This window comes from Pseudomonas gregormendelii (assembly GCF_017114825.1).
GTDB classification, from domain to species: Bacteria; Pseudomonadota; Gammaproteobacteria; order Pseudomonadales; family Pseudomonadaceae; genus Aquipseudomonas; species Aquipseudomonas gregormendelii.
This window is the reverse complement of sequence record NZ_JADEVO010000002.1, coordinates 22490-48942: the sequence shown is the minus strand read 5'-3', so window position 1 is coordinate 48942 and position 26453 is coordinate 22490. Positions and strand designations below refer to the sequence as shown.

Here is a 26453-nt window from a genome sequence, read left to right as displayed (position 1 = left end):
AGCAGGCAAGCTCGGTCCAACCCTGACTCACGGAATGTAAGGGAAGATCAGATGGTTCAGCTGTGTTCTATCGAGCAAGCGGTCGATGACGTCCTGGCACGGTTGCCGGCGCACATTCACATGGGCCTGCCCCTGGGCCTGGGCAAACCCAACCATTTCGTCAATGCGCTGTATCACCGTGTGGCGCAGCTGCCCGAACGCCAGCTGACCGTCTACACCGCGTTGTGCCTGGGCCGACCGGTGCTGGGCGATGGCTTGCAGCGGCGCTTCCTCAAGCCTTTCATCGAGCGGGTGTTCGGCGATTATCCGGAACTGGATTTCCTGGCGGATTTGCTCAAGGACAGCCTGCCGGCCAACGTGCATGTGCAGCAGTTCTTCATGCAGCCAGGCAGCCTGCTCCACAGCGAATCGGCGCAGCAGGATTACGTCAGCAGCAACTACAGCCACGCCGCGCGGGACATCAATGCCGCCGGCTTGAACCTGATCGCCCAGCTTGTGGCCAGCCACAGCGAGCACCCCGATCGCCTGAGCCTGAGCTGCAATCCAGACATCACCCTCGACTTGTTGCCCATGGTGGAAAAACGCCGGGCAGCGGGGGAGACGATCCTGGTGGTCGGGCAGGTGCATAACGATTTGCCTTATATGCCCGGCGACGCTGAAATCGGTATCGATGTCTTCGACCTGTTGATCGATGCCAAGGACGACACCACGCTGTTCTCCACGCCCAACATGCCGGTGGGCTTGCAGGACCATTTCATCGGGCTGCACGCCAGCGCACTGGTGCGCGACGGCGGTACGTTGCAGATCGGCATCGGCTCGATGGGCGATGCGCTGACCGCGGCCTTGCTCGCGCGTCAGGCCGACAGTGACGGCTACAAAGCGCTGTTGGCAGACATCAATCTCAGCCAGTGGGCGCAACTGATCGAGCGCGAAGGCGGTATCGAACCGTTCGCCAGAGGCTTGTACGGTTGCAGCGAAATGTTCGTCAACGGGCTGCTGGTGCTGGCGGATGCCGGGATCGTGCGGCGCAAGGTCTACCCGGATGTGCCGACTCAGCAACAGGCCAATGCCGGCACACTGGATGAGGCCGCACAGACCGATGGCATCTCGGTGCATGGCGGGTTTTTCCTCGGCCCGCGCAGCTTCTACGAGCGCCTGCGCGAGTTGCCGCAGAGCAAGCGGCTCGAATTCAACATGACCCGCATCAGCTACATCAACGAGCTATACGGTCAGGAGGAGCTCAAGCGCCTGCAACGCCTGGATGCTCGTTTCATCAACACGGTCTTCACCATGACCCTGCTGGGTGCCGGCGTGGCCGACCAGCTGGAGGACGGGCGCGTGCTCAGCGGCGTGGGCGGCCAGTACAACTTTGTCGCCCAGGGTCATGCACTGCAAGGCGCGCGCTCGGTGCTGATCTTGCGCAGCTGGCGCGAGGCGGGTGGGGAGGTCAGTTCGAACATCGTCTGGGAATATGGCCATTGCACCATCCCACGGCACCTGCGCGATATTGTGGTGACGGAATACGGCATTGCCGATCTGCGTGGCAAAACCGATGCGGCGGTGATCGAGGCGCTGCTGAATATCAGCGACTCGCGCTTTCAGCCGGGGCTGATCGAGCAGGCGCAGAAGGTGGGCAAGCTGCCGAAAGACTTCCGCATCGATCCGCGATTTGCCGACAATACGCCGCAACGGCTGCAGGCGATTCAGGCGCGGCATCCGCAGTTGTTCCCCGAATATCCGCTGGGGTGCGATTTCACTGAGGTGGAGCGGGATCTGTTGCGGGCTTTGAACTGGTTGAAGAGCAAGTTCAAGCTGGCGGAAATCCTGGAGCTGGGCAAGGCGGCGCTGGATGCGCCAGAGGCGTCGCAGTTTCCGGTGCATCTGGAGCGGATGCAGCTGACTAACCCGGACGGATTGAAAGAGGATCTGTTCCAGCGGTTGTTGCTCACCGGCCTCAAGGCCACTTCGCAATAGCGCCCAGCACAAGACCAACTGTGGGAGCCAGCCAGCCTGCTGGCGATGGCTGTCTGTCAGTCATTAAGATGTTGACTGACACGATGCCATCGCCAGCAGGCTGGCTCCCACAGAGATAACACAATGCGGCAGGTTACTCGATGAAGGTTACAACGCCATCCTTCAGCGACTGCACGCGCGCCAGCGACTCGACGCGATAACCCTGCGAATCCAGCTCGGCACGACCACCCTGGAACGACTTCTCGATCACGATCCCCAGGCCGGCCACGGTCGCGCCGGCTTGCTTGATGATCGAGATCAGCGCCTGGGACGCCTTGCCGTTGGCCAGGAAGTCATCAATGATCAGCACGCGGTCGCTGCTGGTCAGGTGGCGCGGGGAGATCGCCACGGTGCTTTCGGTCTTCTTGGTGAACGAGTAAACGGTCGCCGACAGCAGGTTTTCAGTCAGGGTCAGGGACTGTTGCTTGCGGGCGAAGATCACCGGCACGCCGAGGTTCAGCCCGGTCATGATCGCCGGCGCAATACCAGAGGCTTCAATGGTGACGATCTTGGTGATGCCCGAGTCCTTGAACAGCGCGGCAAATTCATCGCCGATCAGCTTCATCAGGGCCGGGTCGATCTGGTGGTTCAAAAAGGCGTCAACCTTCAGGACCTGATCGGAAAGCACGATGCCTTCTTCGCGGATTTTCTTGTGCAGTGCTTCCATGAAGCTTTCCTCTACCGGCGCGAGATGCGCCTAGCTTGTCAAAAAGTGTTTGGTTAAAAAGTATTCGATTCTAGCGCTTTAACATCGCCCGTATATCCGCCAATGCGGTATTGCCGCGAACGGCTTTGACTTCGACGGGGGTGTCGTCATTGCCTTCCCAAGCCAGGTCGTCCGGCGGCAGCTCATCGAGGAAGCGGCTTGGCGCACAGTCGATGATCTCGCCATATTGCTTACGCTTGGCCGCGAAGGTGAAGGCCAGGGTCTGGCGCGCGCGGGTGATGCCCACGTAGGCCAGGCGGCGTTCTTCCTCGATGGTGTCGGCTTCGATGCTGGAGCGGTGGGGGAGGATTTCCTCTTCCATGCCCATGATGAACACGTAGGGGAACTCCAGGCCCTTGGAGGCGTGCAAGGTCATCATCTGCACGCCTTCGGCGCCGTCTTCCTCTTCCTGCTGACGTTCCAGCATGTCGCGCAACACCAGTTTGCCGATGGCGTCTTCGACGGTCATCTCGCCTTCTTCGTCCTTCTCGAGGGTGTTTTTCAATGCCTCGATCAGGAACCAGACGTTGCCCATCCGGTAATCGGCCGCCTTGTCGCTGGAGCTGTTGGTGCGCAGCCAGTTCTCATAGTCAATGTCCATGACCATGCTGCGCAGCGCCGAAATCGGATCTTCGCCGGCACACTGCTCGCGGACCCTGTCCATGAAGCGCTTGAAGCGTGACAGGCGATCGGTGAACCGCGTATCCAGGTGTTCGCCCAGGCCGATTTCGTCGGTGGCCGCGTACATCGAGATCTTGCGTTCGGTGGCGTAGTTACCGAGTTTTTCCAGGGTGGTCGAGCCGATTTCCCGGCGTGGGACGTTGATCACTCGCAGGAAGGCGTTGTCGTCGTCCGGGTTCACGATCAGGCGGAAGTAGGCCATCAGGTCTTTCACTTCCTGGCGCCCGAAGAAGCTGTTACCGCCCGACAACCGATACGGAATCTGGTGGTGTTGCAGTTTCAGCTCGATCAGCTTGGCCTGGTAGTTGCCGCGGTACAGGATCGCGAAATCGCTGTAGGGCCGGTCAGTGCGCAGGTGCAGGGTCAGCAGTTCCACGGCCACGCGCTCGGCTTCGGCGTCTTCGTTGCGGCAGCGGATCACGCGGATCTCGTCGCCGTGGCCCATCTCGCTCCACAGCTGCTTTTCGAACTCGTGGGGGTTGTTGGAGATCAGCACGTTGGCGCAGCGCAGGATGCGACTGGTGGAGCGGTAGTTCTGCTCGAGCATGACCACTTTCAGGGACGGATAATCGTCCTTGAGCAGCATCAGGTTTTCCGGCCGCGCGCCACGCCAGGCGTAGATCGACTGGTCGTCGTCGCCCACCACGGTGAACTGGTTGCGCGTACCGATCAGCAGCTTCACCAGCAAATACTGGCTGGCGTTGGTGTCCTGGTACTCGTCCACCAGCAGGTAGCGGACCTTGTTCTGCCACTTTTCGAGGATGTCGGCGTGTTCCTGGAACAGCTTTACCGGCAGCAGGATCAGGTCGTCGAAATCCACCGCGTTGAACGCCTTGAGCGTACGTTGATAGTGGGTATAGACGATGGCGGCGGTCTGCTCCTTGGGATTGCGCGCGTTTTCCAGGGCCTCGGCAGGCAGGATGAGGTCGTTCTTCCACGAGCCGATCATGTTCTTGATCTCGTCGACGCCGTCGTCGCCCGCGTATTCCTTCTGCATGATGTCGGTCATCAAGGACTTGACGTCGGCTTCGTCAAAAATCGAGAAGCCGGGCTTGTAGCCCAGGCGAACATGTTCCTTGCGGATGATGTTCAGGCCCAGGTTGTGGAAGGTGCACACGGTCAGGCCGCGGCCTTCGCCGCCCTTGAGCAGGGTGCCGACCCGTTCCTTCATCTCGCGCGCAGCCTTGTTGGTAAAGGTCATGGCGACGATGTACTGGGCGCGGATGCCGCAGTTCTGGATCAGGTGCGCAATCTTGCGCGTGATCACGCTGGTCTTGCCGGAGCCTGCGCCGGCGAGCACCAAAAGAGGGCCGCCGACGTAGCTCACGGCTTCTTGCTGCCGGGGATTGAGTCGGGACATACGGAATCAGGGAGTCGTTTGCGAAATGGGCCGGCATTTTAACAGGCTCAGCAATTTGTGCTGCTCTCTCCGACTTGTGACGCACCACGCTAACTGTATTTGCCGGTTTTGTTACTTTCACGCAGGATACGTGAGGTATTTGCGTCTAATGTTCGTAATTCCTGATACAAAAGCCACGTCTGATAACTGATGTCATTTGGTCATTGGTTGGCGGCCCGGCATAATGCCTGGCGCGTACACCACTGCAGAGTCTAGGGAGCTAGCTTGTCTACGCCTGTCGAACCCTTGCGTTTGCTGCTACTGGCAGAAGAGCCAGCGTGGACAGCGTTGTTGCGCGAGTGTCTGGCTCCAATGGGGAGCTCGGCCGTGCTCATCAGCGCTCCGAATTGGGAGTCTGTCAGCAGTTTGTTCGATGACAACCGCAGCGCGGTGTTGTTGACGAGCCCTGCTCTGCAGCCACTTCCCGGTCGTTGCACCTTGCCGACGGTATTGCTGCTCGAACACGAACCGGCGTCGCCGCCCGATGGCGTGAGCGACTGGTTGGTGCGCGATCTGCTTGATACAGGCATGTTGCAGCGCTGCCTGCGCCATGTGCGCGAACGGGGGCTGCTGGAGACCACCCTGCAGCGTCTGGCCGAGCAGGACCCCTTGACCGGCATCGCCAATCGCCAGGGTTTTCAGACCCTGCTGGCGGCCCGGCTGGTGGAAAACGATGGCCGTGGCCTGGCACTCGGGCACCTGGACCTCGACAACTTCCGTCACGCCAACGACGCGTTGGGGCACCAGGCGGGCGACCGGTTGATCCTGCAAGTCGTTGCTAGGCTCAAAAGCCAGCTGGAGGTGGGTGATCAGCTCGCACGGTTGGGCAGCGACGAATTTGCACTGCTGATCGACACCCGCCGGGCACCCCAGCGCGCCGAGTGGATGGCCGAACGAATCACCGAAGCACTGGCCGAACCCTACTGGGTCGACGGCGAAAGCCTGTTGATCGGGTCCAGCCTGGGCATCGCCCATGCTCGCGCCCACGCCGGCGCCGACCCGCTGATGTGGCACGCGCACATCGCCATGCAGCAGGCCAAGAGCACCCAGGGCTGTACCTTTCACATCTTCAACGAACGCATCAATCGCAATGCGCGCAGCATGGCCGACCTGGAAAGCGAACTGCGACGGGCATTGCGCCGTGATGAGCTGGAGCTGCACTACCAGCCGCGACTGAACCTCGAAGACGGGCAGATCGTCGGCCTCGAAGCGCTGGTGCGCTGGCGTCATGCCGAGCGCGGTTTGCTGCCGCCAAGCGAATTTGTGCCCTTGGCCGAGCAGAGCGGCTTGATCGTGCCCCTGGGTTACTGGGTGATTTCCCGTGCACTGCGTGACATGCAGGCCCTGCGCGAGCGCGGGCTGCCGGCGCTGCACATGGCAATCAACCTGTCGTTTCGGCAGTTCCAGGACAGCCAGTTGCTGCCCACCCTCAGCCGCTTGATCATCGAGCGCGGAGTCGAGGCGCAGTGGCTGGAGTTCGAACTGACAGAGACCGCAGTGATGCGCCGCAGCGATCTGGTCAAGCAGACCATGGACGCCCTCGGGCGCCTGGGCGTGCGCTTTTCCCTGGATGACTTCGGTACCGGCTTCTCGTCATTCGTGCACCTCAACAGCCTGCCGATCGCCTTGCTGAAGGTCGACAAGAGTTTTGTCGGCGAGATGGAAGAGCGCGAGGAGAATCGCAAACTGGTGCACGCGATGATCAACCTGGCGCACAACCTCAATCTCGAAGTGGTGGCCGAAGGCGTGGAAACCCCGGAGCAGCTGGATCTGTTGCGTGGGTTTGGCTGTGATCAGGTGCAGGGGTACCTGATCAGCAAGCCGTTGCCGTTGGTGGAGCTGGTTGAATACCTGACCTTCGGTTCCAGCCAACAGGCCGTTGTGGAGGCCATTTAAAAGATCGCCAGAACGCGGCCCGAGCCTTTAACAGCTCCTACATGGGAATGTGTACACCCGTAGTAGCTGCCGAAGGCTCGGGCCGCGTTCGGACGATCTTTTGATCTTAATCGGGTTGAATCACCCTGAAACTGGCCTGCACCGCAGGCTCACGCCGAATCATGCGCTTCATCTTCCACTCAAACGCCAGCGTCAGGCTCACCGCCGCACACGCCAGGCCCAGCGCCAGGCCCCACCACACGCCCGTTGGGCCCCAGTCAAGATGGAATGCCATCCACCAGGCTGCCGGCGCACCAATCAGCCAATAGCAGGCCAGTCCAACCAGGAAGGTGGTCTTGGCATCCTTGAGCCCGCGTATGCAGCCCATGGCGATGGTTTGCGTACCGTCGAACAGCTCGAACCAGGCGGCGACCGCCAGCAGGCTCACTGCCAATTCGATGACCGGGCGGAACGCTGGATCATTATGGTCCAGGAACAAGCCAATCAATTGATGCGGCAGCAGCCAGAAAACCATCGCGAAGCCGAGCATCGCCGCCGCTCCGAACACAATACCAACCCGTCCCGCCAGCCGTGCATCCAGCAGTTGCCCGGCACCGTAGTGCTGGCCGATGCGCATGGTAATCGCATAGGACATGCCGGCCGGCACCATGAACGCCACCGAAACGATCTGCAGGGCAATCTGGTGCGCACCCAGTTGCGTACTGCCCATGGTGCCCATGCACAACGCCGCGAAGGCAAACAGCCCGACCTCCACCGCGTAGGTGCCGCCGATGGGCAGGCCCAGCCGCCACAGTTCCTTCAGGTACTGACGGTTGGGCCGCGACAGGCCTTCACGCAATGGATAAGCGTCATACGCCCTATGCCGCCGAATATGCAGGGCCAGCGCCAATGCCATCAGGTTGGCGACGATGGCCGTGACCAGCCCTATCCCCACCAGCCCCATCCTGGGCAGGCCGAACATGCCGGTAATCAATGCATAGTTGAGCAGGAAGTTCGCCACCGTGCCGGCGAGGCTGATCACCATCACCGGCGTCGCCCGGCCGATCGCACTGGTGAAGCCGCGCAGGGCCATGAAGCTCAAGTAGCCGGGCAGGGCGAACGGCAGGATCATCAGGAATTGCCCGGCCATATGGACGTTGCTTTCGGTCTGGCCGAACAGCAGCAGCACGGGCTTGAGGTTCCACAGCAACAGGCCGGCGGCCAGTGCCATCAGCCACGCCAGCCACAAACCTGCCTGGGTCAGCCGGGCGGCGCCAACGATATCGCCCGCACCCTGACGGATAGCCACCAGGGTGCCGACTGCCGCAATCACCCCGATGCAGAAAATCGACACAAAAGAGTAGGTGGCCGCCCCCAGGCCGCCGCCGGCAAGCGCCTCGGGGCTGATGCGCGCCATCATCAAGGTGTCGGTGAGGACCATCAGCATATGCGCCAACTGCGAGGCAATCAGCGGCCCCGCCAGCCGCAGGATGGCCCAGAGTTCAATACGCGCTGGATGCTTCATGATCATCACGCTCGGTTTTCAGAGGGAACAGTAGACCGTCGATTTTCGGCGCTCTGGAGGATTTCCACAAAGGGATAAAAAGGATGGATGGCATGACTAAAACTCATCATGGATGAGTTTCTGCTAAGTTGTGGCGATTGCGCTTTAGGAGCTTTCTGGATGTCTCGTCGTCTTCCTCCGTTGTATGCCCTGCGTGCCTTCGAAGCGGCCGCTCGCCACAGTTCGTTTACCCGTGCCGCGCAAGAGTTGTCGATCACCCAGAGCGCGGTCAGCCGGCATATTCGTACGCTCGAAGAGCACTTTGCCTGCCGATTGTTTCACCGCAGTGGCCGCAACCTGCAACTGACCGAATCGGCCCGGTTGCTGCTGCCCGGCATCCGCGAGGGCTTCACCGCCCTGGAGCGGGCGTGCAACACCCTGCGCGCCGAAGACGACATCCTGCGCATGAAGGCGCCTTCGACCCTGACCATGCGCTGGCTGCTGGCGCGCCTGAGCCGCTTCCGTCACCTGCAACCGGGCAATGAGGTGCAGCTCACCAGCGCCTGGATGGACGTCGACTCGGTGGACTTCAACGACGAGCCCTTCGACTGTGCCGTGCTGTTGAGCAACGGCCATTTCCCACCTGACTGGGAGGCCAGTTATCTGTTCCCCGAAGAACTGATCCCGGTCGGTGCGCCGAACCTGCTGAGCGAGCAGCCTTGGGACGTGACGCGCCTGGCCAATACCGAACTGCTGCACCCCACACCGGACCGCCGCGACTGGCGCAACTGGCTGGAGCGCATGGGGCTGGCCGAACAGGTGTCGCTCAAGGGCGGGCAGGTGTTCGATACGCTGGAGCTGGGCATGATCGCCGCCGCCCGTGGCTACGGGGTTTCGATGGGCGACTTGTTGATGGTGGCCGAGGATGTCGCTCAGGGGCGCCTGAGTTTGCCGTGGCCGACTGCCGTCGCCAGCGGTGAGAAATATTACCTGGTCTGGCCGAAAACCCGGCCCGGCGGAGAACGGATGCGCCGCCTCAGTGACTTCCTGCAGGGCGAGGTCCGGGCCATGGAGTTGCCGGACGTCGAGCACCTGAGCTGAATCGATAGAGCCTGTGCAGCGACAGGCTCCGGCCATATCCTGGTAATCGGCTCAAGTATTCAGGTTTACCGCCGAAGAGATGCAGGTGGAACCTTCGTGCAGGTTCGACGTAACCCCCATTATTAGAAATGTCGCTGAGTGTGCAGCCCGATCAAGGAGGATTCGGACGCTTGGCCAGGAGCTGTCATGTCTCAACCTCGCGCCCGCATCGCCTCACAGCTGGGTATCGCGCTTGCCGTGATACTGGCGATCGTCATCAGCTGCAGCACTGTGTTTGCCCTGCGCTCGCTGGACACCGCCAACCTTGCCACCCGCGAGGAACACCTGGCCAGCGAAGCAAGGCTGCTGGCCGATCAATTGAGCACCTTCCACGGTACGTTGCGTGAGAGTACCCAGCGCCTCAGCGGCTTGTTCGAGAAGCGCTTCAGCGCGGGACTGAGTCTGCACCCGGAGCAGCCGGTGACGGTCGCGGGCGTGCAGACCGCGGGCTTGCACCTGGGCAGCGAAGTGCTGAACAACAACTTCCAGGAAGTGGACGAGTTCAAGCAGATGACTGCCGGTGTTGCCACGTTGTTCGTGCGTAACGGCGACGACTTCATCCGGGTCAGCACTTCCCTGAGCAAGCAGGACGGCACGCGCGCCATTGGCACGCTGCTCGATCACGCGCACCCCGCTTATGCGCGCCTGATGGCGGGGCAGGGCTACGTCGGCCGGGCCCTGTTGTTTGAACGGTCCTACATGACTCAGTACACCCCCGTACGCGACAGCGGCGGCAAGGTGATTGCGGTGCTGTTTGTAGGATTCGATTACACCGACGCGCAGAACGCGCAATTTGCCAATCTCAAACGCTTCCGCATCGGCCAGACCGGCTCCCTGGCGTTGCTCGACGAACAGGGCAAATGGCTGGTGCCGATTGCGGGCGTGCAGGCGTTGGAGCAGGCGGCGCCGACCCTTGCCGCGCTGGCAAAAACGCCTGGCAAAGGTGAGTTCTGGAGCGACAAATCCGAAGACTTTTACAGCGTCGCCGTGCCGTTCGAGGGTGGCCCATGGTCGGTGGTGGCGAGCATGCCCAAAGCGGAAATTCGCGCCGTGACCTGGAGTGTCGGCAGTCAATTGGCGATAGGCAGCCTGCTGGCCATGCTGATCGCCGTGGGTGCGGCGGTCTGGTTGTTGCGCAGCAAGCTGGCGCCACTGGGTGATCTGGTGCGTCAGGCCGAGGCGCTGGGCGCGGGGGATCTGAGCGTGCGCCTGAATGTCTCGAGCCACGACGAAATCGGCCAGTTGGCCCGCGCCTTCAACCAGATGAGCCAGGCCCTGTCGACCATGGTCGAGCACATCCGCAAAGCCTCGCAAGAGGTCAACAGCCGTGCCCAGGCCTTGTCTGGTTTGTCCGGTGGTGCTTACGAAGGCATGGAGCAGCAGTCGGGCGAGATCACCAGCATGGCAGGTGCGGTGGAGGAATTCAGTGCCACTTCCCTGAACATCGCCGACAACATGGGCAGCACCCAGCTGCTGGCTCAGGAAAACGCACAGCAAACCCGGATCGGTCGTACGTCGATGGACGAAGCGTCTTCGTCTCTTGAACAAATTGCGGGCGCGCTGAACAGCACGGCGACGGTCATCAACACACTGGGCCAGCGCTCTCAGGAAATTGGCGGCATCGTCGGGGTGATCACTTCGATTGCCGAGCAGACCAATCTGCTGGCACTCAACGCGGCCATTGAAGCCGCCCGCGCCGGCGAGCAAGGCCGGGGCTTTGCGGTGGTGGCCGATGAAGTGCGCAATCTGGCTTCCCGCACTCGCCAGGCAACCGATGAAATCTCGCTGATGATCCAGAGCATCCAGCAGGAAACCGGCAACGCCATCAGCACCATGGAGCAGGGCAAGGTACTGATGGAGGAGGGCTTGTCGCGCAACGCCAATGTCGCCTCGGCCCTGGCGCGTATCGATGAGCAGAGTCGCTCGGCTGGCCAGCAGTTTTCGGCGATCACCACGGCCACCCAGGAACAAAGCAGCACCGCGACGTTGCTCAGCAGCAACCTGCAAAGCATTGCGCTGGCCAACAGCGAGCAGCGCGAGGTGGTGTCGCACCTGGCCGTGACGGCCAAGGAACTGGAGAGCCTGGCGGCGGAGTTGCGGCAGGAGGTTGACCGGTTTCGTTGAGGTGTTCCGGCTATGGCAATCGCGAGCAGGCTTGCTCCCACAGGTGTGATTGGCGTTCACAAGTTCTGCGTCCACCGACACTCCTGAGTAGGCGTGAGCCCGCTCGGTTTTATCAAGACATAGGGCCATTGTTGGTTTTACGCTTGATGAATCGTTTCAGCCGGTCTATAAAAATGGCACAACTCCAAGAAAGGCTTGTGCCATGACTCCGCTCAAACTCATCGTCGCCCTCGGCGCGCTGTCCGCTGCCTCCCATGCCATGGCGTGGGACTATGTTCTGCTCGACTCCGACAAAGCGGCCGCCAACTGGTCAATCACCAGTCAGCAACTCGGGGTGAAGACCGACAAACCCTTCTCCGTGACCCTGCGTACCTTGCATGGCGGTCGGCAAGAGGGCGTCAGCATCGTCGACATTGATAACGGCACGCTCAAGCTCTCGGTGGTACCGACCCGCGGCATGAACGTCCTGCAGGCCTCGGTGGGGTCTGTGCGCATGGGCTGGGATTCGCCGGTGAAAGAGGTGGTCAACCCGGCCTTCATCGAACTCAACGGTCGGGGCGGGTTGGGCTGGCTGGAAGGTTTCAACGAACTGGTGACCCGCTGCGGTTACGAATGGGTCGGCCACCCCGGCGTGGACAATGGCGAGTTGCTGACCCTGCACGGCCGCGCCGCCAACATTCCGGCCAGCAAAGTCACCTTGCACATCGACGAAAAACCGCCTTACGCCATCAGCCTGCGCGGTGAGTTGAAAGAGCAGGCGTTCAAGAAAGTCGACTTCTCCGTCGCCACCGAACTGGTCACCGAACCGGGCAGCGTGCGCTTCAGCCTCAACGACACCCTGACCAACAATGGCGACTATCCGAAGGAATACCAGGCGCTCTACCACAGCAACTTCAGTACCCCGTTCCTGGAACAGGGTGCTCGATTCGCTGCGCCGGTAAAACAGGTGTCGCCGTTCAACGACAAGGCCAAAGGTGAACTGTCGGACTGGCAGACCTACCGCGGGCCGACCAAGGACTACGACGAGACGGTCTACAACGTGGTGCCGTATGCCGATGCAAAAGGCGACACATTGACCGTGCTGCACAACAAGGCCGGCAGCCTGGGCGTCTCGGTAGGTTTCAACACGCAAACCCTGCCCGTGTTCTCCCTGTGGAAAAACACCGATACCCAAGGGCAGGGCTATGTCACCGGACTTGAGCCAGGCACGAGCTTTTCCTACAACCGCCGGTATCAACGACCACTGGGCCTGGTGCCGACGATCGCGCCAAACGAGCAGAAAGAGTTCCGCATCAGCTACAGCCTCTTGGCGGACAAAGGGGCGGTGGATCAGGCGTTGAAGCGCGTGAGCGAGATTCAGGCCGGGCGGGAAACCGAGGTGCGGCAGATACCGTTGGTGGATCTCACCAAGGAGTAAATCCATTAGTTCGTGGCCGGACGATACTGTAGCGCCTCAGCCAGATGCTCTCGCGTAATGGCATCAATCTGCTCAAGGTCCGCCAAGGTGCGTGCTACCTTGAGCAGCCGATGGGCCGAGCGTAGCGACAGGGTCAATCTTTCGCAGGCGGATTCCAGCCAGGTTTCATCGGCTGTGGATAACTTGCAGTGTATGCGCAGGCCTGGCAGGTCGAGAAAGGCGTTGGCGCAGCCCTGGCGCTTGTGCTGCCGTTCCCTGGCGTCGGCTACCAGCACTGCCGCGCTGGCGGAGTCATCGCCGGGTTTCGCTGAAGGGTTCAGCGCTGTGGCTTCCCGCGCCACGGTCAGGTGCAGATCGATGCGGTCCAGCAGCGGGCCGGACAGTTTGTTGCGGTAGCGCTGGACCATGTCCGGGGTGCATGAACACTTGCCCGTTGGTTCGCCAAGATATCCACAGGGACAGGGATTCATCGCCGCGACCAGTTGAAAGCGCGCCGGAAAACGCACGCGATCCCTGGCCCGGGAAATCACGATATGGCCGGACTCCATAGGCTCACGCAACACTTCCAAAACCCTGCGATCAAACTCCGGTAGTTCATCAAGGAACAGCACGCCATGGTGGGCGAGGGTGATTTCCCCGGGCTGAGGCTTTGACCCGCCACCCACCAGCGCCGGGCCCGACGCTGAGTGGTGAGGTTGGCGAAAAGGACGTTGCGGCCAGTGACTCAGGGGCGCGCAACTGGCCACCGACTGAATGGCCGCGACCTCCAGCGCCTCGCTTTCGGCCAAGGGTGGCAGCAGCCCCGGCAGTCGACTCGCCAGCAGTGTTTTGCCTGTTCCCGGCGGCCCACTGAGCAGCAGGTTGTGAGCGCCTGCTGCGGCAATCAGCAGCGCCCGTTTGGCCGCGAGCTGGCCCTGTACTTCACTCAGGTCAGGGTAGGGTTTGCTGGCGTGCATCAAGCCGTCGGACACGTATGGAGCGATGGGCTGGTGCCCGTTGAAATGCGCCACGGCCTCCAGCAAATGATCCACCGCAATCACCTGCAGGCCCGATGCCAGGCAGGCCTCTTCGGCGTTCGCCCGCGGTACCAGCAACGTTCGACCCGCCTTGCGCGCCGCCAGGGCGGCAGGCAATACGCCGCGCACCGCCCGCACCGCTCCCGACAACGCCAGTTCCCCCAGGCATTCCACGTCATCCAGTGTCAGCGCTGGCACCTGCACGCTGGCCGACAGAATCCCCAAGGCAATCGCCAAATCAAACCGTCCACCATCCTTGGGCAAATCCGCCGGGGCGAGATTGAGCGTGATGCGTCGCGCGGGAAACTGCAGCCCGGAATTGATAATCGCACTGCGCACCCGGTCTTTGCTTTCCTTCACTGCAGTTTCGGGCAAACCGACCATCGTCAGTGACGGCAAGCCATTGGCGAGATGGACTTCCACGGTGACGGCGGGTGCATCCACGCCAATCTGGGCGCGGCTGTGGACGATGGAGAGGGACATGGTCGTTCCTTGAGCTGACGGAGACCGCTTCCTGCGGTGGTTTCAAGGGTAGACGGGGATTGTGTCTACGGGACAGGGAAAGCTTCGCAGGATGTTGCGAGCGTCTTTCTGGTAGGGGAAAGCGTAAGGAGGTGGGAAGTACCAAGAACCGCCTTGGCGCATTTGCATAAGTGAAATCAGGTTATACACTGAAGATTAATGCATAACGTTAAGCTTTATATTATGATCGTTAGCTTTAAGTGTTCTGAGACCGAGTACCTGTTTCGCAACGGTAAGACCCGTATGTGGTCAGCCATTCTGGGTGTCGTGGAGCGAAAACTGACGATGCTTGATGCTGCTGCCGTTCTGACGGACCTTCGATCACCACCAGGCAATCGCCTGGAGGCGCTGGATGGGAGTCGAAAAGGTCAGTACAGCATCCGTATCAATGCTCAATGGCGAATTTGCTTTGTATGGGGTCCTAACGGACCAGCGAATGTCGAAATCGTCGATTATCACTGAGGTGAGTAATGACTAAGAATGGTATGCGCCCGGTTCACCCTGGCGAGATCCTCAAAGAGGAATACCTTGAGCCTCTGAGCCTTACGGCGGCAGCCTTGGCCCGAGCGTTGAGCGTGTCGACTCCGACGGTGAATGACATTGTGCTTCAGCGTCGAGGCGTCAGCGCTGATATGGCACTCAGGCTATCTATCTGCTTGGGCACAACCCCCGAGTTTTGGCTGAACCTGCAATCGACTTACGATTTGCGTAGAGCCGAGATTGAAAGGGGGGCGGCGATTCGGGATCAGGTTGAGCGTCTTCCGCACTGCGCCTGATTCATCTGGGGTTAAACGAAACCCACGCCATAAGCGTGGGTTTTTTGTCGTTCAGAAAGCGTGGAGTATCCGCAAAGCACACTTGCACCACGTTGCATTGGCCACACACCGTGCTGGGGGACGACCAGTGAAGCTGGTCAGCGAATGTGAAGTTAGCGGAGCAAAACGAGAGGCGAAATCAGCTCCAGCAAGCAGTTTTCGTAGGACCGTTCTGAAATGTTTGAAGGGCATTGCGTGAACCGTCGGGGCGCTCTTGTTTGCTGGGGGGCTGCTTATGATCATTGCAGATCAAGCCACCCGGAGAAGGGAAGATGGACAGTAATGGAATGCGCTCGATTTGTTCCGCAGAAGCTCCAGAGCAGGAGCTTCTTGAACCATCGGCTGTCGCGGGGGCTGATCTTGCAGGCCAGCGTTCAGGTTATGAGGTAGCGCTGACAAGGCTTGTCGCGCAAAGCGCAGGCGTCAGTCCGGACCTGGCCAGGAAGCTGGCTGTTCACTTCGATACCACGCCCGATTTCTGGCTGAATCTGCAATCGCATTACGACGCGCTCAGCGACGATATCGAGCGTGTTAGCTGCCTATAGCGACTGCAATGCTCGCGAGGCTTTTTTCCACCATGGCACGTTGACGGCCTGTTGCACCGGTTCTTCATCAGGCAGCAGATGCGGCACATCCTGCAGCCGAATCCACGGCTGGTTGTTCCAGTGCAGCAAACTCAAGGACATATCTGGCCAGATCAGCCGGCTCAGGGTCGGACGTTCCGGGCTATCGGGTTGTCTGGCGTCCCTAAGGGCGGGTACCACGTCGTGAGTCAGCCATTCGCGCAGGCTTCTGTACTCGGGGCAGTAGTGATAGATCAGTAGTGCGTAGACGCCGGATTCACTGATCAGCAGCGTGTTTTCGAGGCTGCCATTGAACAGTATCTGTGCGTACTGGTGCTGGTCGGGATCGAGTTTACGAAGGGTACGTTCGTTGAGACAAATCCCTATTAATCTACCGAGGTCCCGGGCGCTGAACCAAGGCTGGTTTTCCAACAGAAGGGCGTGGAGAGGGCGTTTGTGGCGGGTGAAGACGTGGGGGGGCAGATAAGCTTCATCGCAGTTCATTGATACAGCTCCTTTTACTCAACGGGCTGCATGCGTTCCGGGTCGCCAAACCCAGTGCTGAATGTTCAGCAGAGGCGAGCTTAGGAGATCGTGTTGTATGGCGCAATCTGAAATCTGCTCAATGGGCTGCCAGCCGTCATCGCCAAACGAATGGGTGGCAGCTGTGCGCGGGTTGGCGAACCGGAGCAAAAGGAACCCGGCAGACCCGAAGGTCTCCCACGCACAACCGCCATGACTGGGGTCGAGGATCGTAGTACACCTTTGGCTTCCAGGTCGCCAAACCCTGGGATCAAAAGATCGCAGCCTTCGGCAGCTCCTACGCAAGCAATTCGGGCTGGGAGGGGAGGCGGGCTTTTTCGCGAATATGCCCGCTCCCACAGGGATTCGCGGTGTTTATTCGGCTGGCGGGTTGAGCTTTGCTTCCATCTCGGCCACTTTTGCTTCGAGGCTTTCCAGGCGTGCCCGAGTGCGTGCCAGCACGACCATCTGGCTATCGAATTCTTCACGGCTCACCAGGTCCAGCTTGCTGAAGCCGCTCTGCAACAATGCCTTGAACTGGCTTTCGATTTCGCTTTTCGGCAATGGCGTGTCGCCGCTGAAAAGGCGCGAGGCGGTACCCGTGAGGGCGTCGAGGAAGTCTTTGGGCGCGAGCATGGGAAAGGTCCTGGAAACAATGGCGAGCAGTGTATCACGCAGTGTCTATAGTCAATCCCGAGCACGGGATGCACGGTTTTCGCGCATGGGGACGAACGGTATCGCACCGTTGTTGTGCGTATGCGTCGCATGTTTTTCGCCCATTCGGCTGCATGCCCGGCCAAGGGGTTGAATTCAGGCGCTTTTCAAGAGATGGCAAGCTTTCTGCTAAGAGCCTAGTAACCCATGCACTGATGCAGTCGCTGTGACGAATGCAGTGCGCCGGGCGAAACGGGGAAGTGTTTCGCCAGGAGCGGTTAACTGGCGTCGGACGGGCAGGTAGGGCCGACGATGCGTTACAAAGCCAGGCACTGCGCTTAGACTTGAGTCGGGTTTGTTTTCCTGGGGCAAGTCCACCAATTCGGGAGAGAGTTTTCATGAAGCTAGTCACTGCCATCATCAAGCCGTTCAAACTGGACGACGTGCGCGAGTCTTTGTCCGAGATCGGCGTGCAGGGCATTACCGTTACTGAGGTCAAAGGCTTCGGTCGGCAGAAGGGTCACACCGAGCTGTATCGCGGCGCGGAATACGTGGTCGATTTCCTGCCAAAGGTGAAGATCGATGTCGCCATTGACGACAAGGATCTTGATCGGGTTATCGAGGCGATAACCAAGGCAGCCAACACCGGCAAGATCGGTGACGGCAAGATCTTCGTGGTCAATCTGGAACAGGCGATTCGCATCCGTACCGGCGAAACCGATACCGACGCAATCTAAAAGCCGCCACAAACCCAACGCCCCAGGAGAAAACAATATGACTCTGCGTAAATTCGCAGGGCTAGGAGCCCTGTTGTCCCTCGTAATGCCCAGCCTGGCTATGGCGGCAGACGAAGTGGCGGCCCCAGTCCTCAACTCCGGCGACACCGCCTGGATGCTGACCTCGACAGCCCTCGTGCTGTTCATGACCATTCCCGGCCTCGCGCTGTTCTACGGCGGCATGGTTCGCTCCAAAAACATTCTTTCCGTGATGATGCAGTGCTTCGCCATTACCGGTCTGATCAGCATCCTGTGGGTCATTTATGGCTACAGCATTGCATTCGACACCACCGGCATGGAGCAGGGCGTCGTCAACTTCAACTCGTTCTTCGGCGGCATGGGCAAGGCGTTCCTCGCCGGTGTCACGCCATCGAGCCTGACCGGTCCTGCGGCGCTGTTCCCTGAGGCGGTGTTCATCACCTTCCAGATGACGTTCGCCATCATCACGCCTGCGTTGATCGTCGGTGCTTTTGCAGAGCGGATGAAATTCTCCGCCATGCTGATCTTCATGGGCATCTGGTTCACCCTGGTGTATGCACCGATCGCGCACATGGTCTGGTCCGGCAACGGCGGCCTGATGTGGGACTGGGGCGTGCTCGACTTCGCGGGCGGCACCGTGGTGCACATCAACGCCGGTGTGGCTGGCCTGATCTGCTGCCTGGTACTGGGCAAGCGCAAAGGTTTCCCGACCACGCCAATGGCTCCGCACAACCTCGGCTACACCCTGATGGGTGCTGCGATGCTGTGGGTCGGCTGGTTCGGCTTCAACGCCGGCTCTGCGGCTGCTGCCAACGGCACTGCGGGCATGGCGATGCTGGTTACCCAGATCGCTACCGCTGCCGCCGCCCTGGGCTGGATGTTTGCCGAGTGGGTCACCCACGGCAAGCCTAGCGCACTGGGTATTGCCTCGGGTGTGGTAGCCGGTCTGGTGGCTGTCACTCCGGCCGCTGGTACCGTGGGCCCGATGGGTGCCCTGGTGATCGGCCTGGCTGCTGGCGTGGTGTGCTTCTTCTGCGCTACCACCCTGAAACGCAAACTCGGCTACGACGACTCCCTGGACGCCTTTGGTGTGCACGGTATCGGCGGTATTCTCGGCGCGATTCTCACCGGTGTGTTCGCCGCACCGGCCCTGGGTGGTTTCGGCACTGTGACCGATATCGGCGCACAAGTCTGGATCCAGCTCAAAGGTGTAGGCTTCACAGTGATCTACACCGCGATCATCACCTACATCATTCTCAAGGTCCTGGACGCCGTCATGGGTCTGCGAGTGACTGAGGAAGAAGAGGCGGTGGGTATCGACCTGGCACTGCACAACGAGCGTGGCTACAACTTGTAAGTTTTGCGCAAAAAATAATGCCCGGTTCGCCGGGCATTTTTTTGCCCCGGATTTGTCACTGGAAGGGAAGCTGAAAGGTTTTTTCCTCGAGCTTTGGCTACCTTTGTACCGAGCGATTTTGTGCGGCCAATGGCTTACAGCAACGAAGGAATATTAGGGCCTTTGTTTTTTCCCAGAGCGCGCTAGAATGCGCCCCGAACGTGCGGAGAACTGTATGTGGCAACAGACTCTGATTACCTTGCGGGCGAGGCCCCGGGGCTTTCATCTGGTAACAGACGAGTTACTCGCCGGTTTGCCTGAAATCAGGGCATGTCGGGTCGGTCTGTTGCACTTGTGGCTGCAGCACACCTCGGCGTCGTTGACCATCAACGAGAACGCCGATCCGGCGGTACGTCGCGACTTCGAACGATTTTTCAATCGTCTGATCCCACAAGGAACAGACGGCTTTGAGCACAACGACGAAGGCCTGGACGACCTCCCGGCGCATTTCAAGGCCAGCGTGCTCGGCTGTCAGCTCAGTTTGCCGATTTCGGCAGGCCGACTGGCGTTGGGAACCTGGCAAGGCGTTTATCTGGGCGAGCACCGTGATCATGGTGGTGCTCGTAAAGTCCTCGCCACCTTGCACGGTGAAGGGGCATAAGCCATTGGTCATCAATGGCGGTTGAATTTTTTCTGGCAGCCGTCGACAGACGGCAAAGCTGGGCTATAACTAATCTGCTTTTCGCAAGTCATGAGGTAGAACATGAGCGACGATGATCTGGAAAACGACGACCTCGAAGTAGGCGACGACGACGAAACCGAAGAAGGTCTGGAAGCAGCGGCGGAAGACGTCGCTGAAGACGATGGCGGTGAAACGCCCGTTCCGACCGCCAAAGGCAAGGCCAAGGCTGCGGTTTCGGTCGATGAGCTGCCGAGCGTCGAAGCGAAAAACAAAGAGCGCGATGCGCTCGCCAAAGCCATGGAAGAGTTCCTGGCCAAAGGCGGCAAGGTGCAGGAAGTGGAGGCCAATGTGGTCGCCGATCCTCCCAAGAAGCCTGACAACAAGTACGGCAGCCGGCCTATCTAGGCGCTTGCCCTTGCTTGCTGAAAAAGCCCGCCGTCGCTGCGGGCTTTTTCATGCCTGAAAATCAAAAGATCGCAGCCTTCGGCAGCTCCTGCATTTTATTGTGTACACCTGTAGGAGCGGCCGAAGGCTGCGATCTTTTCAGCCGCGCCTCAAATTTTTGTCGCACTCCACCGCGCCAGCAACGCCGGCAACTCGGTCAGGCTGCGGATTTCGGCGTCCGGAGCCTTTTCGGCTTCCCACACCTTGCCCGCCGGGTTGAACCAGATGGCCCGCAGTCCTGCCTGTTGTGCTCCGGCAATGTCGTCGCCCGGATGATCACCGATGTGCACGGCGGTCTGCGCCGTCGCACCTCCACGTTGCAGCGCCTCATGAAACAGGCGCGCATCGGGCTTGGCGATGCCGATGTCTTCGGCACACAAGGCGAACTTGAAATAATCCGCCAGCCCCAGCCGCCGAACGTCGGCATTGCCATTGGTCACGACCCCGAGGGCGTAGTGCCTGGCCAGCGTCTCCAGGGTCGGCGCTACTTCGGGGAAGATTTCCAACTGGTGGCGCGCATGCAGAAACACTTCAAAACTCTGGTCAGCCAGATCAGTGGCTTCTGCGTGGGTGTAGCCAGCGTCCTCCAGTGCATGGAACAGGACACGGCGGCGCAGGGCGCTGATGCGGTGCTTGAGGCCGGGTTCGTTGCCCAGGATGCGCTCGCGAATTGCCCACAAGTGCTCGACCGGCAAGGCGCCCAGGTTCGGCGCGTGTTCGGTGAGCCATTGGCGCAACACGGCTTCGGCGCTGACAATCACCGGGGCGGTGTCCCACAGGGTGTCGTCGAGGTCGAAAGTGATCAATTGGATCGTCATGAATCATCGCCCTTAATGCGTTTGGCCCGTGGGTGGGCATTGTCGTAGACCGTCGCCAGGTGCTGGAAGTCCAGGTGGGTATAGATCTGGGTGGTCTTGATGTCCGAGTGGCCGAGTAGTTCCTGCACGGCGCGCAGGTCCTGCGAAGACTCCAGCAGGTGGCTGGCGAAGGAGTGCCGCAGCATGTGCGGGTGCAGGTTCTGCCCCAGCTCGCGTTCACCGGCGGCTTTTACCCGAACCTGAATCGCCCGTGGACCAAGGCGCCGGCCCTGTTGGCTGACAAACACCGCGTCATCTGCGGGGTTGGCCATGGCGCGCAATGGCAGCCACAACTCCAGCGCTTCACGGGCTTTCGCGCCGACGGGCAAGAGTCGGGTCTTGCTGCCTTTACCGAGCACCTGGACCATGCCGTCGGCCAGGTCCAGTTGATCGAGGTTGAGCCCGGTCAGCTCCGACAGCCGCAGGCCGGAGGAGTAGAACAACTCCAGGATCGCCTGATCGCGGCGTGCCAGAAAATCATCTTCCACCCCACCCTCGAGCAGTTGCAATGCCCGATCGGTGTCCAGGGTCTTGGGCAGGCGACGCTCGCCCTTGGGCGGTGCCAGGCCATTGGCCGGGTCGTGATCGCACAGCCCTTCGCGGTTCAGGTAGTGATAGAGCCCGCGCACTGCCGACAGCAGGCGCGCGAGGCTGCGGGATGATTGGCCCTGGGAGTGCAGGCGGGCGATCAGGCCTCGCAGGCGCTGGATGTCCAGGGCCGCCCAGCTGGCGATGTTCTGTTTGACGCACCAGCCCAGCACTTTGTCGAGGTCGCGACGATAGGCCTGCAGCGTGTGAGGCGACACCTGCCGCTCACTGCGCAGGTGTTCGCAGTAAGCGTCCAGTTGTCGCTCCATGATCAGCGTACCGAGCGCAGCGGATTGTTGACCCGTGGCAGCACGCGGCCCATGACTTCGGCGATGTAGCTGAGGAACAGCGTTCCCACCGAGCTTTTGTAGTGCTGCGGATCACGGCTGGCGATGGCCAGTACGCCGTGGATGCCTTGATGGCTGATCGCGACGACAGCGGTCGAACCGATCTGCTTGCGTTGCTCCTCGCCAAAGAGGAAATCCAGCTCGTGCTCACGCAGGCTGCCGGCGACGCTCTTGTCCTCGGACAGCAACCCACCAATGGCGGCCTGGGCGTCGGCATGGGTCACCCAGCGGCCGACCGGCATCGGGTTGTCACCGAGCAGGATCAGGCTGACAAAGGGCACCTGGAAGTCCTGGCGCAGGCTGTCCTCGACGCCGATCACCACATCTTCGAGGCTGGCAGCATCCATCAGGGCGAGAATCAGGCGCCGGGTCTTGTCGAAGAGACGATCGTTGTCCCTGGCCACGTCCATCAAGTGTGACAGGCGATGTCGCAGTTCAATGTTGCGGTCGCGCAGAATGGTCATCTGGCGTTCGACCAGCGAGATGGTGTCGCCGCGCTGATGCGGAATGCGCAAGGCTGGGAGCAGTTCTTCGTGCTCGATGAAGAAATCCGGATGAGCCTCCAGGTACGCGGCAATTGCCGCCGCCTCAAGGCTTTCGGAAGGGGATTCGTCGGGCTGTAGGGCGGGTACCTGGGGCTTGTCGGTCATCGGATTGACTCACTCAAAGACGTACTTGTCCTTCGTAAACACGAACTGCCGGGCCGGTCATCATCACCGGTTGGCCAGGGCCTGCCCATTCAATGGACAGGCGCCCGCCGGGCAGGTCGATCAACAGCGGCGAATCCATCCACCCCTGGCTGATCGCGGCCACTGCGGCTGCGCAGGCACCGGTACCGCAGGCCTGGGTTTCCCCGACGCCGCGTTCCCAGACGCGCAGTTGCGCGCGGTTGCGGTCGATGACCTGGAGGAAGCCGACGTTCACCCGTGCCGGAAAGCGCGGGTGATGTTCGATCTTCGGTCCCAGTTCATGCACCGGTGCATTGTTGATGTCGCTGACCCGCAGTACCGCATGGGGGTTGCCCATGGACACGGCGGCCAGGTCGACCTCGGTACCGTCGACTTCGATCTGGTAGCTGAGCGCCTGCTCCGGCGCTTCGAACGGGATGTCGGCCGGCACCAGGCGCGGCGCGCCCATGTTCACGCTGATCTGGCCGTCGCTGCGAATATCCAGTTCGATGATGCCGCTCTTGGTCTCGACGCGGATCTGCCGTTTTGCGGTCAGGCGTTTGTCGAGCACAAAGCGGGCGAAACAGCGCGCACCGTTGCCGCACTGTTCCACTTCGGAGCCGTCGGAGTTGAAGATCCGATAGCGGAAGTCCACGTCCGGGTTGCTCGGGGCTTCGACGATCAGCAACTGGTCGAAACCGATGCCGGTGTGCCGGTCGCCCCATTGTTTGGCGTGCTTGGGCAAAATGTGCGCGTGCTGGCTGACCAGGTCGAGGACCATGAAATCGTTGCCCAGGCCGTGCATCTTGGTAAAACGCAGCAGCATGGTCTTACTCCGGCAGCAGGCTTTCGCCAGCGAACAACTCGGCTACCGTTTCACGGCGACGCACTTCAAATGCCTGATCACCGTCCACCAACACTTCAGCGGCGCGGCCGCGAGTGTTGTAGTTGGAACTCATGACAAACCCATAGGCGCCCGCCGAATGTACGGCCAGCAAGTCACCTTCTTCCAATGCCAGCTGACGATCCTTGGCCAGGAAGTCGCCGGTCTCGCAGATCGGCCCGACGATGTCGTAGGCGCGGCCAGCGGTGTCGCGCGGGCGCACTGCGGTGACGTCCATCCAGGCCTGGTACAGCGCCGGGCGGATCAGGTCGTTCATGGCGGCATCGACGATGGCGAAGTCCTTGTGCTCGGTGTGCTTGAGGTACTCGACCTGGGTCAGCAGCACGCCGGCGTTGGCCACGATGAAGCGGCCCGGCTCGAACACCAGCGCCAGGTCGCGGCCGTCCAGACGCTCGCGCACGGCCTTGATGTAGTCGGCAGCCAATGGCGGCTCTTCATCGCGATAACGCACACCCAGGCCACCACCGAGGTCGATGTGACGCAGGTAGATGCCACAATCGCCGAGACGGTCGACCAGGCCCAGCAGGCGATCGAGGGCGTCGATGAACGGCGGCAGGGTGGTCAGCTGGGAGCCGATGTGGCAATCGACGCCGACCACTTCCAGGTTTGGCAGTTGAGCGGCGCGGACATACACGTCCTCGGCGTCGGCGATGGCGATGCCGAATTTGTTTTCCTTCAGCCCGGTGGAGATGTAGGGGTGAGTGCCGGCATCGACGTCCGGATTGACGCGCAGCGAGATCGGCGCGCGAACGCCCAGCTCGGCTGCCACGACTTGCAGCCGTTCCAGCTCGTCGGTGGATTCGACGTTGAAGCAATGCACGCCGACTTCCAGGGCGCGACGCATATCGTCACGGGTCTTGCCGACTCCGGAGAACACGATCTTGTCAGCGCTGCCGCCAGCGGCCAGCACACGTTCGAGCTCACCACGGGAGACGATGTCGAAACCGGCGCCCAGACGCGCCAGGACATTCAGTACACCCAGGTTGGAGTTGGCCTTGACCGCAAAACACACCAGGTGTGGCGTGCCGGCCAGCGCGTCGGCGTAAGCCAGGTACTGGGCTTCGATGTGCGCGCGCGAGTAGACGTAAGTCGGCGTGCCAAAACGCTCGGCGATGGCGGACAGGGCAACACCTTCCGCGAACAGCTCACCGTCACGGTAGTTAAAAGCGTCCATGAGGTTCCCTTATTGGTAGACGTCGTGCTTGTGGGCTTTCGACGCAGGCTGCTGCTGCGACGACTTGGCCTGCTCGACAGGATCCTGGGAATCGTCAGGCAGGTACAGCGGGCCTTTTTGCCCACAGGCCGACAGCAGGCAGGCAACCGCAGCGAGCGCAGCAAGGGAAGAGATCAGGCGCTTCATGGCGAAATCCTTGAAAATGCTTTAATTGCGCCGGAGTATACCGGCCACCCGGCAGCTTGCCTATGCGACGGCCCTCCCGTCCGGCGGTGCTGTGCACGACCCACGGAACGGCGCCGCAACGCCTGTGGGAGCGGGCTTGCTCGTGAAAGCGGTGTGTCAGTCAACAAAGATATTGAATGTGCTGGCCCCTTCGCGTGCGAGCCCGCTCCCACAGGTACAGTGTTTTATCTACCTGTATCGACCCTTGATCGTTATCCTTTGCAATCACCGGGGCTCGCCCGTATCGTGCGGCGCTTGAGCGCGAGTAGACACTTTTTGAGGTTGCCGTAATGAGTTTGACCGAAGCCCGTTTCCACGATCTGGTCGATGCCACCCAGCAAACGCTGGAGGATATCTTTGACGACAGCGACCTGGACATCGATCTGGAGAGTTCGGCTGGCGTGTTGACCGTGAAGTTCGAAAACGGCAGCCAGTTGATCTTCAGCCGTCAGGAGCCGTTGCGTCAGCTGTGGCTGGCAGCGGTGTCCGGTGGGTTCCACTTCGACTACGACGAAGAGAGCGAGCGCTGGATGTGTGACAAGAGCGAAGAGCAGCTCGGCGAGATGCTCGAGCGCATCGTCAAGCAGCAGGCCGGTGCTGAATTCGATTTCGAAGGTTTGTAAAAAGTGGCCGAGCCTGCATCTGTTCGTCCGCCCAAGCCGCTCTACAGCAACGTCAGCGCGGCAGTCCCGTCGCCGTGCAGCGGAGTCTGCCGGCTGGACGAGCAGAAGGTTTGCCTGGGGTGTTTTCGCCACGTCGAAGACATCCGCGAATGGCGCTCGGCCGACGACGATCGCCGCCGGGTCATCTGCGCCCAGGCCTCAAATCGCAAAGCCACCACCAATATCCTGTAGGAGCTGCCGAAGGCTGCGATCTTTTGATCTTGATTTTTAGCGATTCTGAGTTCGCCTAAGAACAAGATCAAAAGATCGCAGCCTACGGCAGCTCCTACAGGGGCAAAGCCGTCCGCCGCCACTGGCTTGTATATTTATTGAGCTGTGATAGTGTCCGGGTACGCCTCAACCCATCGAGGCTCGTGAAAACCCTGCCTTTTTGTGGCGGGGTTTTGCTTTTTTCGTGCAGAAGAAAGGAGTCTGCCCTGATCATGACCGCACCTTCCATCACCCTTACCCGTCTGGACGTGCAACGTCTGGAGCGCCTGATCGACAGCCTGGATGACACGCTGCCGGGCGTTATCGCGCTGCAAACCGAACTGGATCGCGCCGATACCCTGGTCGGACACGAAGATGTGCCTGCCGACGTCGTGACCATGAATTCCAAAGTGCATTGCCGGGAGGAAAGCAGCGGCAAGGACTACCACCTGACCCTGGTCTACCCCAAGGATGCGAACGCCGACGAAGGCAAGATTTCCATCCTGGCACCTGTCGGCAGCGCGCTGCTGGGCCTCAAAGTGGGTCAGCACATCGACTGGCCGGCACCGGGTGGCAAGACCCTGAAGCTGACCCTGCTGGAAGTTGAATCCCAGCCTGCCAATGGCGGTGATTTCCCGGAGTAAGACTCC

At 60.7% G+C, this 26453-nt stretch carries 27 protein-coding genes; 15 read left to right on the top strand and 12 right to left on the bottom strand.

Features of this window, described 5'->3' with window-relative positions; translation table 11 throughout:
* Positions 1–51: 51 nt before the first annotated feature.
* A complete protein-coding gene (locus tag IMW75_RS01925) occupies positions 52–1974 on the top strand; it encodes an acetyl-CoA hydrolase/transferase C-terminal domain-containing protein (protein WP_205891726.1) in 1923 nt (640 codons plus the stop codon).
* A 133-nt stretch (positions 1975–2107) separates the two neighbouring features.
* Here the strand turns inward: IMW75_RS01925 and IMW75_RS01920 are convergent, their stop codons facing one another.
* Both IMW75_RS01920 and rep read right to left on the bottom strand, forming a co-directional pair.
* Positions 2108–2680, bottom strand: a complete 573-nt coding sequence (locus IMW75_RS01920; protein ID WP_016772573.1) for a xanthine phosphoribosyltransferase — start codon at positions 2678–2680, stop codon at positions 2108–2110.
* A 70-nt stretch (positions 2681–2750) separates the two neighbouring features.
* The gene (rep, locus tag IMW75_RS01915; protein WP_045059317.1) at positions 2751–4760 is read right to left on the bottom strand and encodes a DNA helicase Rep; all 2010 of its coding nucleotides are present in this window, start codon (positions 4758–4760) and stop codon (positions 2751–2753) included.
* Between the two features lie 264 nt (positions 4761–5024).
* Here rep and IMW75_RS01910 point away from each other — a divergent pair, with 264 nt between their 5' ends.
* A complete protein-coding gene (locus tag IMW75_RS01910; RefSeq protein ID WP_205891725.1) occupies positions 5025–6695 on the top strand; it encodes a putative bifunctional diguanylate cyclase/phosphodiesterase in 1671 nt (556 codons plus the stop codon).
* A gap of 106 nt (positions 6696–6801) precedes the next feature.
* Here IMW75_RS01910 and IMW75_RS01905 read toward each other — a convergent pair whose 3' ends face one another.
* A complete protein-coding gene (locus tag IMW75_RS01905; RefSeq protein WP_045059320.1) occupies positions 6802–8199 on the bottom strand; it encodes a NorM family multidrug efflux MATE transporter in 1398 nt (465 codons plus the stop codon).
* Between the two features lie 159 nt (positions 8200–8358).
* Between IMW75_RS01905 and IMW75_RS01900 the strand changes: the two genes are divergently transcribed.
* The 3 genes from IMW75_RS01900 (at position 8359) to IMW75_RS01890 (ending at position 12859) form a co-directional block, all read left to right on the top strand.
* Complete coding sequence (locus tag IMW75_RS01900; RefSeq protein WP_045059315.1) at positions 8359–9279, top strand: LysR substrate-binding domain-containing protein; 921 nt, start codon at positions 8359–8361, stop codon at positions 9277–9279.
* 186 nt (positions 9280–9465) lie between these two features.
* Positions 9466–11442, top strand: a complete 1977-nt coding sequence (locus IMW75_RS01895) for a methyl-accepting chemotaxis protein (RefSeq protein WP_045059314.1) — start codon at positions 9466–9468, stop codon at positions 11440–11442.
* A gap of 202 nt (positions 11443–11644) precedes the next feature.
* On the top strand, positions 11645–12859 hold the full coding sequence (locus tag IMW75_RS01890; protein WP_205891724.1) for an aldose 1-epimerase family protein: 1215 nt from the start codon (positions 11645–11647) through the stop codon (positions 12857–12859).
* A 5-nt stretch (positions 12860–12864) separates the two neighbouring features.
* On the opposite strand, the gene IMW75_RS01885 is transcribed toward IMW75_RS01890, so the two are convergent.
* Positions 12865–14358 (bottom strand): YifB family Mg chelatase-like AAA ATPase, encoded by a 1494-nt coding sequence (locus IMW75_RS01885; protein ID WP_205891723.1) that lies wholly within the window; start codon positions 14356–14358, stop codon positions 12865–12867.
* A 222-nt stretch (positions 14359–14580) separates the two neighbouring features.
* On the opposite strand from IMW75_RS01885, the gene IMW75_RS01880 reads away from it, so the two are divergent.
* The 3 genes from IMW75_RS01880 to IMW75_RS01870 all read left to right on the top strand — a co-directional run bounded on the left by IMW75_RS01880 (position 14581) and on the right by IMW75_RS01870 (position 15757).
* Positions 14581–14859 carry a type II toxin-antitoxin system RelE/ParE family toxin gene (locus IMW75_RS01880; RefSeq protein WP_045059705.1) on the top strand — a complete coding sequence of 93 codons (279 nt, stop codon included), beginning with the start codon at positions 14581–14583 and terminating at the stop codon, positions 14857–14859.
* Between the two features lie 8 nt (positions 14860–14867).
* Positions 14868–15173, top strand: a complete 306-nt coding sequence (locus tag IMW75_RS01875) for a HigA family addiction module antitoxin (protein ID WP_045059703.1) — start codon at positions 14868–14870, stop codon at positions 15171–15173.
* A gap of 311 nt (positions 15174–15484) precedes the next feature.
* On the top strand, positions 15485–15757 hold the full coding sequence (locus tag IMW75_RS01870; RefSeq protein WP_205891722.1) for a helix-turn-helix transcriptional regulator: 273 nt from the start codon (positions 15485–15487) through the stop codon (positions 15755–15757).
* On the opposite strand, the gene IMW75_RS01865 is transcribed toward IMW75_RS01870, so the two are convergent.
* Complete coding sequence (locus tag IMW75_RS01865) at positions 15752–16279, bottom strand: BRO-N domain-containing protein (protein WP_205891721.1); 528 nt, start codon at positions 16277–16279, stop codon at positions 15752–15754. The two genes, IMW75_RS01870 and IMW75_RS01865, sit on opposite strands and share 6 nt — an antisense overlap.
* A 393-nt stretch (positions 16280–16672) precedes the next feature.
* Entirely contained in the window at positions 16673–16933 is a 261-nt protein-coding gene (locus IMW75_RS01860; protein ID WP_205891720.1) for an accessory factor UbiK family protein, read from the bottom strand.
* A gap of 416 nt (positions 16934–17349) precedes the next feature.
* Between IMW75_RS01860 and glnK the strand changes: the two genes are divergently transcribed.
* The 4 genes from glnK to sutA all read left to right on the top strand — a co-directional run bounded on the left by glnK (position 17350) and on the right by sutA (position 20129).
* Complete coding sequence (gene glnK, locus IMW75_RS01855; protein ID WP_002555808.1) at positions 17350–17688, top strand: P-II family nitrogen regulator; 339 nt, start codon at positions 17350–17352, stop codon at positions 17686–17688.
* A 37-nt stretch (positions 17689–17725) separates the two neighbouring features.
* Positions 17726–19063 (top strand): ammonium transporter, encoded by a 1338-nt coding sequence (locus IMW75_RS01850; protein ID WP_122841012.1) that lies wholly within the window; start codon positions 17726–17728, stop codon positions 19061–19063.
* 214 nt (positions 19064–19277) lie between these two features.
* The gene (locus IMW75_RS01845) at positions 19278–19703 is read left to right on the top strand and encodes a secondary thiamine-phosphate synthase enzyme YjbQ (RefSeq protein WP_205891719.1); all 426 of its coding nucleotides are present in this window, start codon (positions 19278–19280) and stop codon (positions 19701–19703) included.
* Between the two features lie 102 nt (positions 19704–19805).
* Positions 19806–20129, top strand: coding sequence for a transcriptional regulator SutA (gene sutA / locus IMW75_RS01840; protein ID WP_045059697.1), 324 nt, complete (start codon positions 19806–19808; stop codon positions 20127–20129).
* 149 nt (positions 20130–20278) lie between these two features.
* On the opposite strand, the gene IMW75_RS01835 is transcribed toward sutA, so the two are convergent.
* Genes IMW75_RS01835 through lptM form a run of 6 tightly spaced genes read right to left on the bottom strand, consistent with a single transcriptional unit; the run spans position 20279 to position 24892 of the window.
* Complete coding sequence (locus tag IMW75_RS01835; RefSeq protein WP_205891718.1) at positions 20279–20986, bottom strand: HAD family hydrolase; 708 nt, start codon at positions 20984–20986, stop codon at positions 20279–20281.
* The gene (xerC, locus tag IMW75_RS01830; protein WP_045059695.1) at positions 20983–21882 is read right to left on the bottom strand and encodes a tyrosine recombinase XerC; all 900 of its coding nucleotides are present in this window, start codon (positions 21880–21882) and stop codon (positions 20983–20985) included. Before xerC ends, IMW75_RS01835 begins: the two co-directional genes overlap by 4 nt.
* Before the next feature lie 2 nt (positions 21883–21884).
* Complete coding sequence (locus tag IMW75_RS01825; RefSeq protein WP_045059694.1) at positions 21885–22610, bottom strand: DUF484 family protein; 726 nt, start codon at positions 22608–22610, stop codon at positions 21885–21887.
* A 13-nt stretch (positions 22611–22623) separates the two neighbouring features.
* Positions 22624–23454 (bottom strand): diaminopimelate epimerase, encoded by an 831-nt coding sequence (dapF, locus tag IMW75_RS01820; RefSeq protein WP_045059693.1) that lies wholly within the window; start codon positions 23452–23454, stop codon positions 22624–22626.
* Positions 23455–23458: 4 nt separating this feature from the next.
* A complete protein-coding gene (gene lysA, locus IMW75_RS01815; RefSeq protein ID WP_122841017.1) occupies positions 23459–24706 on the bottom strand; it encodes a diaminopimelate decarboxylase in 1248 nt (415 codons plus the stop codon).
* Positions 24707–24715: 9 nt separating this feature from the next.
* Complete coding sequence (gene lptM / locus IMW75_RS01810) at positions 24716–24892, bottom strand: LPS translocon maturation chaperone LptM (RefSeq protein WP_045059691.1); 177 nt, start codon at positions 24890–24892, stop codon at positions 24716–24718.
* A 329-nt stretch (positions 24893–25221) separates the two neighbouring features.
* Between lptM and cyaY the strand changes: the two genes are divergently transcribed.
* From cyaY to rnk, 3 genes are all read left to right on the top strand, one after another.
* Positions 25222–25554 carry an iron donor protein CyaY gene (cyaY, locus tag IMW75_RS01805; RefSeq protein ID WP_045059690.1) on the top strand — a complete coding sequence of 111 codons (333 nt, stop codon included), beginning with the start codon at positions 25222–25224 and terminating at the stop codon, positions 25552–25554.
* A gap of 3 nt (positions 25555–25557) precedes the next feature.
* Positions 25558–25785, top strand: coding sequence for a DUF1289 domain-containing protein (locus tag IMW75_RS01800; RefSeq protein WP_205891717.1), 228 nt, complete (start codon positions 25558–25560; stop codon positions 25783–25785).
* Positions 25786–26036: 251 nt separating this feature from the next.
* Positions 26037–26447 carry a nucleoside diphosphate kinase regulator gene (gene rnk, locus IMW75_RS01795; protein ID WP_045059688.1) on the top strand — a complete coding sequence of 137 codons (411 nt, stop codon included), beginning with the start codon at positions 26037–26039 and terminating at the stop codon, positions 26445–26447.
* Positions 26448–26453: the final 6 nt, after the last annotated feature.

Coding starts and splice junctions, on each gene's coding strand:
- IMW75_RS01925 (WP_205891726.1), top strand. CDS start 52: ATGGTTCAGCTGTGTTCTATCGAGCAAGCGGTCGATGACGTCCTGGCA.
- IMW75_RS01920 (WP_016772573.1), bottom strand. CDS start 2,680: ATGGAAGCACTGCACAAGAAAATCCGCGAAGAAGGCATCGTGCTTTCC.
- rep (WP_045059317.1), bottom strand. CDS start 4,760: ATGTCCCGACTCAATCCCCGGCAGCAAGAAGCCGTGAGCTACGTCGGC.
- IMW75_RS01905 (WP_045059320.1), bottom strand. CDS start 8,199: ATGAAGCATCCAGCGCGTATTGAACTCTGGGCCATCCTGCGGCTGGCG.
- IMW75_RS01900 (WP_045059315.1), top strand. CDS start 8,359: ATGTCTCGTCGTCTTCCTCCGTTGTATGCCCTGCGTGCCTTCGAAGCG.
- IMW75_RS01895 (WP_045059314.1), top strand. CDS start 9,466: ATGTCTCAACCTCGCGCCCGCATCGCCTCACAGCTGGGTATCGCGCTT.
- IMW75_RS01890 (WP_205891724.1), top strand. CDS start 11,645: ATGACTCCGCTCAAACTCATCGTCGCCCTCGGCGCGCTGTCCGCTGCC.
- IMW75_RS01885 (WP_205891723.1), bottom strand. CDS start 14,358: ATGTCCCTCTCCATCGTCCACAGCCGCGCCCAGATTGGCGTGGATGCA.
- IMW75_RS01880 (WP_045059705.1), top strand. CDS start 14,581: ATGATCGTTAGCTTTAAGTGTTCTGAGACCGAGTACCTGTTTCGCAAC.
- IMW75_RS01875 (WP_045059703.1), top strand. CDS start 14,868: ATGACTAAGAATGGTATGCGCCCGGTTCACCCTGGCGAGATCCTCAAA.
- IMW75_RS01870 (WP_205891722.1), top strand. CDS start 15,485: ATGGACAGTAATGGAATGCGCTCGATTTGTTCCGCAGAAGCTCCAGAG.
- IMW75_RS01865 (WP_205891721.1), bottom strand. CDS start 16,279: ATGAACTGCGATGAAGCTTATCTGCCCCCCCACGTCTTCACCCGCCAC.
- IMW75_RS01860 (WP_205891720.1), bottom strand. CDS start 16,933: ATGCTCGCGCCCAAAGACTTCCTCGACGCCCTCACGGGTACCGCCTCG.
- glnK (WP_002555808.1), top strand. CDS start 17,350: ATGAAGCTAGTCACTGCCATCATCAAGCCGTTCAAACTGGACGACGTG.
- IMW75_RS01850 (WP_122841012.1), top strand. CDS start 17,726: ATGACTCTGCGTAAATTCGCAGGGCTAGGAGCCCTGTTGTCCCTCGTA.
- IMW75_RS01845 (WP_205891719.1), top strand. CDS start 19,278: ATGTGGCAACAGACTCTGATTACCTTGCGGGCGAGGCCCCGGGGCTTT.
- sutA (WP_045059697.1), top strand. CDS start 19,806: ATGAGCGACGATGATCTGGAAAACGACGACCTCGAAGTAGGCGACGAC.
- IMW75_RS01835 (WP_205891718.1), bottom strand. CDS start 20,986: ATGACGATCCAATTGATCACTTTCGACCTCGACGACACCCTGTGGGAC.
- xerC (WP_045059695.1), bottom strand. CDS start 21,882: ATGGAGCGACAACTGGACGCTTACTGCGAACACCTGCGCAGTGAGCGG.
- IMW75_RS01825 (WP_045059694.1), bottom strand. CDS start 22,610: ATGACCGACAAGCCCCAGGTACCCGCCCTACAGCCCGACGAATCCCCT.
- dapF (WP_045059693.1), bottom strand. CDS start 23,454: ATGCTGCTGCGTTTTACCAAGATGCACGGCCTGGGCAACGATTTCATG.
- lysA (WP_122841017.1), bottom strand. CDS start 24,706: ATGGACGCTTTTAACTACCGTGACGGTGAGCTGTTCGCGGAAGGTGTT.
- lptM (WP_045059691.1), bottom strand. CDS start 24,892: ATGAAGCGCCTGATCTCTTCCCTTGCTGCGCTCGCTGCGGTTGCCTGC.
- cyaY (WP_045059690.1), top strand. CDS start 25,222: ATGAGTTTGACCGAAGCCCGTTTCCACGATCTGGTCGATGCCACCCAG.
- rnk (WP_045059688.1), top strand. CDS start 26,037: ATGACCGCACCTTCCATCACCCTTACCCGTCTGGACGTGCAACGTCTG.